Here is a 14,087-nt window from a genome sequence, read left to right as displayed (position 1 = left end):
AATGAGCAATTAATAATTAGTAATGAATAATTAAATCATCTATCACAAAATATAAATTGCTCTTCAGAAATTCTAATTCGATAACTGCACACTGTTCACTGATGACTGTTCACTGATAACTGCCTTTTTCAACATTTCCGACTGAATGATATTCTCCTTCACCTCAGTCATTACAATATTTTCAGCTTCAGCAAAAGAAATATCATAAACACGATTTACTTTTGCATATTCTTTAGGGAAACGAGCCAATAGTTTGTCGTACAATCGATCAAGATCTTGCTTTTTAGGATTATGAAACTCCATTTTCAGTTCGAATCTGCGAATCAAAGCCTCATCAATCATGTCAATTTGATTGGTTGCTGCAATCATTACTGAATTCTTTGGCAAGTGATCCATCATCTGAATCATACCATTCACAACACGTTTCATCTCACTACTATCGGTATTGTCATAGTTTCTTTCCTTTCCCAAAGAATCAAACTCATCGAAAAACAAAACGGCTTCTTGCGTTTCAATCATTTTAAAAGCCGAAGCAATATTTCTTGAGGTCTCTCCTAGTTTCGAAGAAATAATATTGCCAAGATTTATAGTTTTGATTTTCTTATTCAATTTATTGGCAATTGCCTTTGCTGTCATGGTTTTACCACAACCAGATTTTCCGTATAACAAGATCTTATTGACTACTGGCAATCCATACTTTGTCAGAATTTCAACATGTTCGTACTCTCTTAAAAACTGAGAAATCTGTGAAAAAAGTTGTTCGTCAAAAACAACGTCGTTCATATCAACTTTCCCTTGGTTGGGTATAAAAAGATGATTCATGCTTAAATTTTGTATTTGTTGTGTTTTGTTGTTGTTTAGTTTTATGCTGCAAACTTAGTATTTTATTCTTAATCATAAGCAAGAGCATTTTGAGAGTTTTATGCATCAATCTGATTTCGATTAAAAATATCACATTAAAGAAAGAGGAGAACATTTTAAGTCCTCCTCTTTCTTTTATTTCTTCTGCGAATAGTCTTTATGAATCGCTTTTTCAAATTCTATCCAATGCTCACTCGTCATCCTATCAGGTGTGAACAAGCAAATTCCTGTAGCACCATTCACCATCGATTGACGAATGCTTCGCCAATTTCCTCAGGCAACAAACCGTGATTTTCAGGATCAGCTTCTTTTGATTTTCTATCTGGATTGGGACAAATAAACAAACCACTGTAAACGGGTCTTTCACCATTCACACTCTCTACAGATTCCTTACACATTTTGCCTATCCATTCGGTTCCTTCCAAGTAAAAATCATTGTAATTCATTGGCAAAAATGCATCCAAATTCCACTGATTCCATTCCTGACGAACCATTTTAACCGCATGTGAATATGGTCCTGGAAATACTGCTGCCGTAATGTCTTTACCTTGGGCATGCACATCTTCAACCAAACGATTTACGATTTTTGTGATCAAATCCTGACGAAACTTTTTCCACTCTTGCAAATCTCTTGCCATAGCCTGATCAGTAATTTCAAGCCCTGTTTTTTCTTTAAAATCAGACTTACACTTATCGCAATAGCAATAATCAAATTCTGGATATTCCTTATCCATTACCAATCCGTACTTATCCCACAATCCTTTTGCAAGAATTACATCCGGGAAACGAATATAATCCAAATGCACACCATCAACCTCTGGCAATCGAGCAATAGTTACATATAGGTTTGAAAGATATTTGTATACCTCCTCCTTGTTAGGACACAAAAAAGTATAATGATCTACATAGGCTGGTTTGTCGTAGGCCGACTCTCCATTTCCATTTACGGCATACAATTCTTTTGGAATATTTTTATCTCTGCCTTGAACCATTGTTGGTATCCAGGTATGAAATTCCAATCCTACCTCTTTGGCAATCTTTCCCACTCGTTGATATACGGCTGGATCATGACCTCCATTGTACATCAAACCATCAATTCCTTTTTCTTTTAAATCAGTGAATTTTTGTAAAAGTTGGACATCGGTTTCTTCGCCCGGACCTCCAAGCCATGCAAAACATGGAACTTTAGTTGACTGTTGTGTACCGCACGACACCAACAACAACAAACTGATAACAGCAAGTAGCTTGTTCATAGTTAAATTATAAAAAAGATTTTTGGCTTTGGAATACTGGCTAAAGATAGCAAATTTAAAGTAAGAAGTATTTGAACAGAGTATCAGAAAATGTAATACGACTTTTTGACTATTTGACTTTTTGACTATTCGACTTTTCGACTATTCGACTTTTTATATCTTTGTGCCCAAATTAAAATTCTAAGACAAGTGGGAAGAAAAAGAAACAGAAAACCCCTTCTGCAAAACATTAAAATTGAGAAGTTAGCCGCCGAAGGAAAGGCCATCGCAAAAGTGGATGAAAAAGTATTGTTTGTAACAAACGTAATTCCAGGCGATGTAGTGGATGTACAGGTTACCAAAAAACGCAAAAGTTATATGGAAGGTAATCCTGTTTTCTTTCACGAGCATTCTTCATTAAAACAAGATGCTTTTTGCGAGCATTTTGGTGTGTGTGGTGGATGCAAGTGGCAAAATTTACCTTACAAAGAACAATTAAAGTTCAAGCAACAAGAAGTAATCGACAATTTGGAAAGAATTGGTAAAGTTGAATTGCCTGAGGTAAATCACATTTTGGCATCAGCCAAAACCGAATTCTACCGTAACAAATTGGAATATACTTTCTCTAGTAAAAGATATTTAACCAATGAGGAAATTGCCAGCGGTGAAGATTTAAACCGTACTCCGGCTGTTGGTTTTCACGTGCCTCGATTGTTCGATAAGGTTGTTGACATCAACAAGTGTCACCTGCAACCAGAACCATCGAATGCCATCAGAATGGCCATTAAGGAATTTGCTTTTGCCAATGATTTAAGCTTCTTCGATATCCGCAATCACGAAGGATTCTTAAGAACCTTAATCATTCGAACTGCATCTACAGGCGAGAATATGGTAATTGTTACTTTCTACCACGAAGATGTGGAAAAGAGAGAAGCATTACTGAATCATTTGGTTGAAAAATTCCCTGAAATCACATCTTTAATGTATGTGATCAACGAAAAGGCAAATGATACCATTACCGATCAGGAGGTAGTATTGTTTAAAGGACGCAATCATATCTTCGAGCAAATGGAAGATTTGAAGTTTAAAATTGGTCCAAAATCCTTCTACCAAACCAATTCCGATCAAGCTTACGAATTGTACTGCAAAACTCGAGAATTTGCTCAGCTAACAGGCGACGAAGTAGTTTACGATTTGTACACAGGAACTGGAACCATTGCCAATTTCGTAGCCAAACAAGCCAAGCAGGTTATTGGTATTGAATACGTACCTGAAGCCATTGAAGATGCTAAGGTAAACTCTGAAATCAACGGAATCAACAATACAAAATTCTTTGCTGGCGACATGAAAAAGGTACTGACCAAAGAATTTATCGAGCTTCACGGTCAACCTGATACCATGATTGTTGATCCACCACGTGCCGGAATGCATATTGATGTTGTGGAAACCATTCTACACGCAGCTCCAAAACGCATTGTTTATGTAAGCTGTAACTCGGCGACTCAAGCTCGCGATTTAGCACTAATGGACGAAGCCTACAAAGTAACCAAAGTACAAGCTGTCGACATGTTCCCACACACTCATCATGTGGAGAACATTGTGCAGTTGGAGAAACGTTAAGTTTTTCATCCTTAAAATATTAAAAGCTCGCAGAGATATTCTTTGCGAGCTTTTCTTTTTATACAGTATGATATAAAGTATCATCAGATACTTCCAATAATCTTACAACAGTATTTAGTTGAAAGGAGACTTTTATATTTCATTAAATTATCATTTTCAATTATTACAAAAATAATAAAAGACTAGCCCATGTTTATCACTGAATTATTAAATTTGATTCACACACTAAAATCCATAAGCAATGAATAATATTAAAATTGATTTTGCTCCTACCAAACAACATTTAAAAGAAATAGAAAATTGGTTAATCGATGAAGATTTAAAAACAGATGAAGGATTTTATTGCAATTGGGATACAATAGTTTATCATTTTGAAAACAATGAATTAATAATCGCAATATTAGACAATAAAGTTATCGGTTTCATTGTATATTATTTTAAAGAATATTCCGCATATATTGACATTGCTGAAATACATCCTGACTATAGAAAGAAAGGATACGGGACATTTTTAGTGAATAAATCATTAGAGTATTTTATTTCTAAAGATTCAATGTATGTGGAATTACATTGCAGCCCTGACTCATCAAATACATATTGGCAATCTATTGGTTTTACCATGTTCGACATGATAGGTAAAACAATGGCATTTAAACCTCTTATTAAAACTTTAGAGATAGCTAACGAAATATCAGATAACAGAATAGAACTATATTGTGTTAGAGGTTATAATCCAAACAGACATACAACAAATTTAATCTGGAATTTGGAATTTAAAGAAGGCACTAAACAATTAATAAATCCTATTATTTATCCAAGTATGAGTTTTTACGTTTTGAGATGGATTAAAGACGGTAAACCCATAGAAACTGATGAAGTTAAATATTTCCAAAACAGAAATATAATAGTTAGTAGTTGCGTGATTATAAAAGAATTGAATGAAAATTTAATCAATGACTATGCATACTAACGAAGAAATTTTTAAAAGAAGAAAAAAAATATTTTATGGTACTATGTTAGAGTTTGATATGCTACTTTCAAAACTTAAAGTTGTAACCGAAAATAACGATTTAAAAGATAAAAGAGTCGGCATATATAATCATTGCTTAAAATTTTATAATTGCATTGAAGACTTAATTGTTTTATCCGAAAACAACGGTTCTATTCAATCTCTAATAACCTTAAATAGAATGATAGTAGATAATTCTGCTATCTTATATTTATTGACTTCCCACTCTACTAAAAATGAACAATTACTAAGATATTATTTATATCTTTTTGATGCTTTAAAAACACGCTCACAATCATTATCTGATTTTTTCGAAAAGTGTAGTGGTTTGCCCCCAGAACCAATTTATAATAATGTAATATCAGCCTTAGAACAAGATTCAAAGGATATGAAACAAATTATTGAAATGCTAACAAAAGGTGGCATTTATGATATGGTTGACCCAATAATAATAGAAAAATTAAACTGGAAATTTAAACTCTCAAAACAAGAATAGTAGAAATCAATTTAGTTGGGTTGAACTGTACCAATTAGCAAGGATACCAGAAAACTTTTCATTAATGATTCAAAAGTACCACTCCCAACATGTACACGGTCTTGGAATTAGCTTAATGATGAAAAAAAATGATAACAATATTTCAATGTTAATCTCTGTTTTTGATGTTACAAATGCTTTATTATGGAATACACTTAAAATCCTTCTAAATACATATAGCGATATAATAAGCAAAGATATTCTACATGAAAAGACTGTTAGAATGATAAATACATTTTGGAATGATTCTTCTAATCAAAAATAAATCAATACGCCTAAAGACTCTGAAAGATTATACACCTCGCCTAAAGAATATTTAACCCATAAATATTGCACTCTATTATTTTTTTCTTAATTTAGTTTATCAATATCATTAACAACGCAAAATAACTACAAAACTAACCAACACTGCTACAATATTTACAAATGAAACACACAATTAACATAGAAAAATACACCTCCACCCCCAATCAAAGCATAAACTCAAATACTGTTTCCCAAAAACCATTCCTTGTATTACCAAACGAGCGTCCTCCAAACTTCATCGCTTAGTATTTGTACAAGGAAACACTGCCTTTTAGCATCATCACCTATCTTTTGCCCAAAAGCACACTGCCTTTGTACAAAAGAACGCTGCCTTTACCAAAGGGAACGCTGCCGCAATGCAAGAGCACCTTGCCTTTGTACATGGGAACGCTGCCTTTACACATGGGCACCTTGCCTTTACCCATGGTAACGCATCGTACATATACCTTTAAAAAACAACCCTTTAATCATACAATTACTAACCAGTTAAATGTTGAATTTAAAATTTTAAACAATGAACAAAAGAAAAACCCGTTCAGAAGTTCAGGTACTGGAATCGTACCGAATTGCTTTAACAAATGTTGAACTGCAACCAGAAATTGCTGCTACCATGGCAGAGTTTGGCTATACTACCGAAGTAATAGCCGAAGGGAAAACATTATTAAGCGAAACCCAAAATGCATGGAACTTTAACAAGCAAGAAGACAACGAAACCCTCGAGGCTTATGCCATTTTCAGCGAAAAAGACAGTGCATTAGATGGATCTTACAACCTACATCGCAAAAAAGCGAAAGTGGTTTTCCGCAACGATAATGTGATGCTACAAAAATTGGCCTTAAGTGGTCGTACTCCAAAAGCTTATGCCAGCAAAGTAGCTACAATGAAAACATTTTATTCTGAAATTATCGCTGATACCGAAATTCAAACAAAACTGGCTCGTTTAAAATTCCCAAAGGAAGAAGCAGATGCTGGAATGACAGCAATTTTGGAACTCGAAGCCTCACGCACAGCCTACTTGCGCGAAACCGGAGAATCGCAAGAAGCAACTCAAGCCAAAGATGCTGCTTTTGACAAACTAGATAAATGGATGCAGGAATTTTACGCGGTTGCGAAAATTGCCATGGATGACAAACCACAATTACTAGAAGCTTTAGGAATTTTAGTTCGAAACTAACAGTACATTTTTTTTTATTTTTCAGATAAAAAGTAAACCGAAACCTTCTGACAATTGTCATCTTGGTTTCGGTTTATAAATTTATTTTAATACCAAAGTTTTTATTCTCCCGCTCTTTTCGGGATTGTGAAACTAAATTTTGAACCTTGTCCAACATCCGATTCTACCCACAATTCACCTCCCAATAACTCAACAATATCTTTCGAAATAGATAGTCCCAACCCTATTCCACCATGTTGTCTGGTAAGGTGGTTTTCGATCTGTCTAAAACGGCTAAAAATAATCTTCTGATGCTCCGGAGATATTCCTATTCCTGTATCCTGCACATAAAATAGAAAACTATCTTTTAAACTTTCACAACCAATAATAATCTCACCCTCTTTGGTAAATTTAATGGCATTACCAATCAAATTATTTAAAACCTGTAACAGTTTACCTTTATCAGTATATATTTCCAAATCCGAATTAAACATGTAATCCAACTTTACACTTAACTTCTTTTTTTCAGCCTCAACAGAATGAAGATTTTTTAGCCCAAATAAAAATGGATCAAGATAAATACGATCTACATTGATTTGTAATTTCTTTGCCTCCAACAATGAAGCATCCAATATATCATCCATAATACTCATTAGCTGATTTCCACAATCTTTTATTATGGTAGCATATTCTTTTCGCTCTTCATTTGTTAAGTCTACATTACCAATAAAATCGGCAAATCCAAGCAAACCATTTAGTGGAGTCCTAACTTCATGACTAAGATTAGCCAGGAAAGCCGTTTTAAGCCTGTCATTTTCTTCTGCCTTAATCAGTGCTTGTGTTAATTTAGCTTCAATATGCTTTTTTTCAGTAATATCTAATCCAACTTTTAGATATCCTACAATACAATTCTCATCATCAAACACAGGTGAAATGGAAGCCGATTCCCAAAAATAACTAGAGTCTTTACGTTTGTTATAAAATTCTCCTTTCCACTTTTCTCCTGATGATATTTTCTGCCACAAATCTTTGTAAACAATAGCCGAATGTTTGCCTGATTTTAAAATCCTTGGATTTTCTCCTATTAGCTCTTCCAAATCGTACCCAGTTACCTTGCAGAATATCGGATTTACATATTCTATCTCCCCATTGGTGTTTGTAATTACTATTGCTGCCGGACTTTGCTCAACCGCATTTGATAGTTTAGTTATTTTAAGCAAGTTCTTATTTCTCTCAGTCACATCTCGTATTACAGAATGCAAAAGTTCTTTCCCATCAACCATTACAGCACCTGATGAAACTTCAACATCTTTAATTTCTCCCGATGCAATGCGATGTTGAGCTTTAAAAATTGTTTTTGAGTTCGTTTTAGCTTTCTCAATATTATCCCAAACAGAAATTTCTCCTGCAATATTTAAATCCCAAATTTTAAGATTTAACAATTCTCTTTTTGAATAGCCATAGAACTCACAAGCACTTTCATTCACATCTTTTATCAGCCCATTTTCTGGCGATACAAGCATCATTACAGATGAACTACCGTAAAAAATATTCTTGTACCTATTCTCCACCTCACTTAACTTCTCCTTTAATTTTACCTTATCAGTTAAGTCAACCGCCGAAATCACAAACTCCTTATCATTTATAGGGAAAGAATCTACGTAAATGTATTTTCCTATATCTGAATGATAAGAATAAAAACTAGTGCTTTTGAAATCATTGATCACCGATTTAAAGTAAGCAATCCATTCAGGTTCAGTATTTGGAAACAATTCCAACATAGTCCTTCCAATAGCATAGTCTTTAGAGATTTCTATAATTTCTTCATTTGCCTTATTCATATCCTTGTAAAGTAAATCCACCAATTCTCCTAATTCATTCCTAATTGGTTCAAAAATTGCTATAGCTGAATTTGCCGCTGAAAAAAGTGTTTTGTACTTCATTTCACTTTTTAGCAATTGCTCTACAAGTTTCTTGTTTTCTATTTTATATTCGTCTAAAAAGAACTTATTCTTTCCTTCCTCATACAATGTATTTAAATCAGATTCAATGAGCTTTCGGAATCCTCTAAACAAGTTTTTCATATAGGAATCCAATTTTATTTTCTCCTCATCTACAACATATAAAACTCCAAACAGATCTCCATTCGAAAATTTAATAGGATACCCCAGATAGTTTATGTTGTTATAATTTTCCCGTACAAAATCATCAAAACAAATTTCTTTTTTGAAACCTAAAAATTTGTCATGATTCAAAATATCCAACCATCTTTGAATTTCTAACCTTAATGCCTTGTTGTATAAATTGCTTTCTAATAATAGCTCGATATTTGATTTTTTAACCTGAACAATAATAACCTTTGAAATATTGAACGTATTTGAAATGAGATTCAACACATCTTGCCATTTGTTCAAAATACTACTTGAAATCTTATAATTTACAACTTCATACATAATGTATCATTCATTTTAGGAATAGAACAAACTGTCAAATAAGAATAATCACAACGGACACTCAAATCAACACAGACTCTAATTGCCGTCCTAACAATCAATAACAGAATAAAATTCTCATCACCAACAATAATAATTGACACCTAAAGTTAAATAAATACACATGCTATACAAACATAAATTGCAAATAAAATCTATCTGCAATTTACGTCGTATATGCCATTGTACCTTTAATAAATACATATCTCCACCCCAAAATACATTCAGATCCCTTCATTATAAAAGTTCAACCTACAATTTTATATTTTGCTGATTATATCGAGATTGCATTCTACACCTCTAAGTCTAAACCCTCTTCAACTTCCACCTTCCGGTTTTAAACCAATACAAAGCAATTAATGTTAAAATTGCTTCTGAAATAATGATGGCATAAAATACGCCATTTTGGTTCCAGGCAAAGTGAATTGCCAGCAAATAAGCAACAGGAATTTCTACAATCCAGAAACTAATCAGGTTCAATAGTGTTGGAGTTTGTGTGTCGCCAGCTCCATTAATAGAGTTCAGCAAAACCATCCCCATTCCGTAAAAAATAAATCCGCAGCTAATAATTTTTAGCGCTTGAATTCCATTTACTACAATCCCCTGATCATCGGTAAATAATTCAATAAAATAAGCTGGGAACAAGAAAAATATTATTCCTATTAAACCAAGAAACGCAACATTAATTCTTCCTGCAGCCCATACCGATTTTTCGGCACGTTCCGGTTGATTAGCACCTAGATTTTGTCCCACCAAAGTAGCTGCTGCATTGCTCAATCCCCAGGATGGCAAAAGAATAAATATCAAAATACGGATTGCAATGGTATAACCCGCAATGGCAGCACTACCAAACTCTGCCATAATCCTCATCAAACCAATCCAACTTGAGGTTGCAATAATGTTCTGTCCTATTCCTCCAAGCGACAGTTGAACCAGTTTCTTTATGGTTTTCCATCGCAAGCTAAAATGCTCTATTTTGATGTGTATCTTTCCTCTTCCTTTAATCAGGAGAACAAACTGGTATATCACAGCCAATCCTCTACCAATGCTAGTTGCAATTGCAGCTCCTTCAACGCCCATCGCAGGAATTGGTCCTAAACCAAAAGTCAATAATGGATCAAGAATGATATTTAAACAGTTGGCAATAATCAAAACACGCATGGAAAGGGCAGCATCTCCCGCTGATCGGAATATCGCATTGTTAATAAACAGCAACATGATAATCATGTTACTGCTCAGAATAATGCTTGCATAACCCGACATCTCATTCACAATGGTGGAATTTGCTCCCATTAATCGCAGCAAGTCTTTCGAAAAGAAAATTCCTACTATCGCGATAAAAACTGATGCTATCGCTCCGGTTACAATGGCCTGTGCTGAGACTTTTGCAGCTTTCTCGAACTTCTTTTCACCAACTCTTCGAGCTACCAAAGCTGTTGTTGCCATCGATAAACCAAATCCTATGGCATATACAATGGTGGTTATCGATTCAGTAATCCCTACAGTTGCGACTGCATCATCGCCAAGTTGGGATACAAAAAAGATATCAGCTATAGCAAAAACCGATTCAAAGACCATTTCCAATACCATGGGTATAGCCAGCATAAATAATGCTTTCCCAATTTTCCCATTGGTATAATCTCTTTCTTCGCCCGATATGGCATCCTTAATTATTTTCCACAATTGCCTCCCTCGGTCAATTGCTTTTACTCGTATATATTTCTCTTTTAAATTGCTATAATGTTGCATTTTCGTTTTCGCTTATGATGATGAATTAAACTCATTATTTTTACTTTTTCCTCGAAACATTTTCCTGTTTCAAATTTCACGAGCTCCACAAATGGGGCACAATAATTCATAGTTGTGCTCATAATTTTTCCTCCATTAAATTTTTAGGTGTACAAAATTCGTATCGGGCGGCTTACGCCTCCGTTACTTCTTAATTAATAATATCTATAGAATAAGGAAAGCCTAAGCTGTTTAGCTCAGATAATTGCAAGGTGAATTTGTGACAAATATATTCATAGCTTTCCTCCGTTTTTGCGTGAGTACCACAAATATAAATCAATTTATCCAAATCGCAACAAATATTTCTCCAATACTGTTAATTTCAGTCAGAAACATGACCTAAGCTAACAAATATTCTTTTTTATGCTCTAAATTTTATGTAGTATTGAGGTCTTGCAACAAACCAAATAAATCGTAATAAAAATGAACAAGATCATTGTATCAGCCTTGGCTATAATACTAAGTGCAAATCTTTGTTTTGCTTCCTCAACCAAGGATAACAAACAAAAAACAATTAAAAATTGGTTGATTTCGGATGCTATAGAACTACACCTTCCTGCATTCAACACTACCGAGGATTTTAGCGGAAGTACTTTCGAACTAAAAAATCTTTTACAGGAAAACCAAATGGACCTTTGTAAAATTGCTCCTAATGAATCGGACAAACTGAACTGGAACAATGAGCAATTGACCTGGAAAAAGAAAAGTGCCAATTCTAAAGGTTTTCTTTCTTTACCAAATAAGGAAAACAAATTGTACTATCTGGTTTCATACCTAAACACTGATCAGTGGAGTGAAGTTGAGCTATCGTTGAAAAGCTTCCCTATGATTGAGGTTTATGTGGATGGCGAAAAGCAATTGTCGCAATACAAGCATGAAGCCGATAAAGCCAAGGAGTCGAGCAAAAGTTTAAAACTGGAGCAAGGACACCACAAAATTGTTGTGAAAATTCTGAGCAGTTCTAAGAACAATCAGTTTCAACTTGCTTTAAAATCAAAAAATGATGCAAAAGTTGATCATTTTGAATTGAGCCTTTCTCCAAAGCAATTTATGGATATCAACAAAGTTTTGGATGGCACAAAAGTGCAAAGCACAGCTGTATCATTTGATGGCAAGTATGCCCTAATTTCTTACAGCCGCACCTTACCCCCATCAGACAAAAGTGAGAACTGGAAAGAAATCCAAGAAATTGAAACAGGTAAAATTCTTTACACCTTCAGAGGAACACAACTTTCAAACATCAACTGGTTACCAACCGGAAATCAAATTTCTTATACCCAGAAATACAACGACAAAGCATCTATTTTTGTTTTCGATTTTGAAAAGAATACCGAAAAGCAAATTGCTGAAAATATTGAAGATTTCTCTTCTTACACTTGGGCTCCAAACGGAAAATTTATTATCTACAGCGTAGGAAAAAGCAATTCTGAAGACTGGAAAATGAAGAAATTCCAAGGAATGGAAGACCGCTTACCATGGTACAGATACAGATCATTCCTGTACAAATTGGATGTTGCAAGTGGTGTAAAACAACGCCTAACTTACGGAACTTTAAGTACCGATTTAGCTGATATTAATGCTGATGGAAAGAACATCCTGTTCACAACTTCGCGTCCTGATTACAGTGGCTACCCATATTTTAAGCAGAATCTTTACCAAATGAATATTGAAACTTTTAAGGTGGAAAGCATTTGGGAAGACAAGTTGACCGCTGGTCAGGCTCAATATTCTCCTGATGGCAAACAATTGTTGGTGCAAGGAGGTCCTTCTTGTTTTGGTAAGATTGGTGAAAATATTGGCAATCATCCAATAGCAAACAATTACGATGGACAGCTTTACATTTACGATTTGACTTCGAAAAATGTAGATCCTATCACCTACAATTTTGATCCTGCAATTGATGCAGCAATTTGGAATAAATCTGATAATAAGATTTACATTAAAGCACAAGACAAAGACTACGTAAAACTATTCAGCTATGATATTGCGTCGAAAAAATTCACTGAATTGAATTCGAATTCGGATGTGGTTCGTGGTTTTGACCTATCGAAAAATGGAAAAACAATAAGCTATGTGGCATGTGGAATTTCAAGCCCATATAAAGCATTTACTTATGATATTGCTTCTAAGGCAAATCATGTAATCGCAAATCCTGAAAAGAATCATCTGAAGAATGTGATGTTCGGCAAAACCGAAGATTGGAACTTTACCAAAGAAGATGGAACTACGATTATTGGTCGTGTTTACTATCCTCCTAATTTCGATTCCAATAAAAAATATCCTCTGATTGTAAACTATTACGGCGGAACTTCTCCTGTAGAAAGAAGCTTTGGAGGTCGTTATCCTCTAAATATGTATGCAGCTATGGGCTATGTGGTATACCTACTACAGCCTAGTGGTGCTACCGGATTTGGACAGGAATTCTCGGCTCGTCACCAAAACAATTGGGGAATTATTACGGCTGATGAAATTATTAATGGAACCAAGAAGTTTATCAAAGAACATTCTTTTATCGATGCCGACAAAGTTGGATGTATCGGAGCTTCATATGGTGGTTTTACCACTCAGTTGCTACAAACCAGAACCGATATTTTTGCAGCAGCCATATCTCATGCTGGCATTAGTGATATTACTAGCTATTGGGGCGAAGGATATTGGGGATATTCCTACAGCATGAATGCTACAGGTAAATCATTCCCTTGGAACAGAAAAGACATTTATGTAGACCAAAGCCCATTGTTTAATGCAGATAAAATTACAACTCCAATGTTATTGCTTCATGGCAGCCAGGATACCAATGTACCATTGGGGGAAAGCATTCAAATGTATCAGGCTTTAAAATTGTTAGGAAAAGATGTGGAATTTGTACAGGTAAAAGGTCAGGATCACTTGATTCAGAACTACAACAAACGCATTCTTTGGAACAATACCATTTTTGCATACTTTGCAAAATACTTAAAAGATCAACCACAATGGTGGGATGAATTGTATCCTGATAAGAATTTATAAACCTTAATATCAAAAGAGATTGGCAAACGTTAATCTCTTTTTTTTTAACTCAACTGTTTTGGGGAAGTCATTTTTTTTTCAG

Annotated in this window: 9 protein-coding genes; 5 read left to right on the top strand and 4 right to left on the bottom strand. The window is 34.5% G+C overall.

Going from position 1 to position 14,087, the window contains the following annotated elements:
• Positions 1-72: 72 nt before the first annotated feature.
• Both JCM15579_RS03540 and JCM15579_RS03535 read right to left on the bottom strand, forming a co-directional pair.
• On the bottom strand, positions 73-822 hold the full coding sequence (locus JCM15579_RS03540) for an AAA family ATPase (protein WP_054715830.1): 750 nt from the start codon (positions 820-822) through the stop codon (positions 73-75).
• Between the two features lie 278 nt (positions 823-1,100).
• Positions 1,101-2,114: a glycoside hydrolase family protein gene (locus JCM15579_RS03535; RefSeq protein ID WP_245625811.1), complete on the bottom strand. Its 1,014-nt coding sequence runs from the start codon at positions 2,112-2,114 to the stop codon at positions 1,101-1,103.
• A gap of 189 nt (positions 2,115-2,303) precedes the next feature.
• On the opposite strand from JCM15579_RS03535, the gene rlmD reads away from it, so the two are divergent.
• From rlmD to JCM15579_RS03510, 4 genes are all read left to right on the top strand, one after another.
• Positions 2,304-3,713, top strand: coding sequence for a 23S rRNA (uracil(1939)-C(5))-methyltransferase RlmD (gene rlmD / locus JCM15579_RS03530; RefSeq protein WP_054715827.1), 1,410 nt, complete (start codon positions 2,304-2,306; stop codon positions 3,711-3,713).
• A gap of 241 nt (positions 3,714-3,954) precedes the next feature.
• Complete coding sequence (locus tag JCM15579_RS03525; RefSeq protein ID WP_054715823.1) at positions 3,955-4,683, top strand: GNAT family N-acetyltransferase; 729 nt, start codon at positions 3,955-3,957, stop codon at positions 4,681-4,683.
• Positions 4,673-5,218 (top strand): hypothetical protein, encoded by a 546-nt coding sequence (locus tag JCM15579_RS03520; protein WP_157471313.1) that lies wholly within the window; start codon positions 4,673-4,675, stop codon positions 5,216-5,218. The genes JCM15579_RS03525 and JCM15579_RS03520 overlap by 11 nt, the downstream gene beginning before the upstream one ends.
• Before the next feature lie 859 nt (positions 5,219-6,077).
• Positions 6,078-6,737, top strand: coding sequence for a PQLLE family protein (locus JCM15579_RS03510; RefSeq protein WP_054715815.1), 660 nt, complete (start codon positions 6,078-6,080; stop codon positions 6,735-6,737).
• A 101-nt stretch (positions 6,738-6,838) separates the two neighbouring features.
• Here the strand turns inward: JCM15579_RS03510 and JCM15579_RS03505 are convergent, their stop codons facing one another.
• Complete coding sequence (locus tag JCM15579_RS03505) at positions 6,839-9,169, bottom strand: PAS domain-containing sensor histidine kinase (RefSeq protein ID WP_054715812.1); 2,331 nt, start codon at positions 9,167-9,169, stop codon at positions 6,839-6,841.
• Between the two features lie 345 nt (positions 9,170-9,514).
• Entirely contained in the window at positions 9,515-10,957 is a 1,443-nt protein-coding gene (locus tag JCM15579_RS03500) for an MATE family efflux transporter (protein WP_083464512.1), read from the bottom strand.
• A 462-nt stretch (positions 10,958-11,419) separates the two neighbouring features.
• Here JCM15579_RS03500 and JCM15579_RS03495 point away from each other — a divergent pair, with 462 nt between their 5' ends.
• Positions 11,420-14,005, top strand: a complete 2,586-nt coding sequence (locus tag JCM15579_RS03495) for a S9 family peptidase (RefSeq protein WP_054715809.1) — start codon at positions 11,420-11,422, stop codon at positions 14,003-14,005.
• The last annotated feature ends 82 nt before the right edge of the window (positions 14,006-14,087 follow it).

This window comes from Marinifilum fragile JCM 15579, assembly GCF_001310955.1.
GTDB lineage: Bacteria > Bacteroidota > Bacteroidia > Bacteroidales > Marinifilaceae > Marinifilum > Marinifilum fragile.
The sequence above is the reverse complement of the archived record's forward strand: the minus strand, read 5'-3'. Positions and strand labels throughout refer to the sequence as shown.

What these genes read in the sequence shown, in the direction of transcription:
- JCM15579_RS03520 (WP_157471313.1), top strand. Translation starts at nt 4,673, where the DNA reads ATGCATACTAACGAAGAAATTTTTAAAAGAAGAAAAAAAATATTTTAT.
- JCM15579_RS03525 (WP_054715823.1), top strand. Translation starts at nt 3,955, where the DNA reads ATGAATAATATTAAAATTGATTTTGCTCCTACCAAACAACATTTAAAA.
- JCM15579_RS03500 (WP_083464512.1), bottom strand. Translation starts at nt 10,957, where the DNA reads ATGCAACATTATAGCAATTTAAAAGAGAAATATATACGAGTAAAAGCA.
- JCM15579_RS03540 (WP_054715830.1), bottom strand. Translation starts at nt 822, where the DNA reads ATGAATCATCTTTTTATACCCAACCAAGGGAAAGTTGATATGAACGAC.
- JCM15579_RS03505 (WP_054715812.1), bottom strand. Translation starts at nt 9,169, where the DNA reads ATGTATGAAGTTGTAAATTATAAGATTTCAAGTAGTATTTTGAACAAA.
- JCM15579_RS03495 (WP_054715809.1), top strand. Translation starts at nt 11,420, where the DNA reads ATGAACAAGATCATTGTATCAGCCTTGGCTATAATACTAAGTGCAAAT.
- JCM15579_RS03510 (WP_054715815.1), top strand. Translation starts at nt 6,078, where the DNA reads ATGAACAAAAGAAAAACCCGTTCAGAAGTTCAGGTACTGGAATCGTAC.
- JCM15579_RS03535 (WP_245625811.1), bottom strand. Translation starts at nt 2,114, where the DNA reads ATGAACAAGCTACTTGCTGTTATCAGTTTGTTGTTGTTGGTGTCGTGC.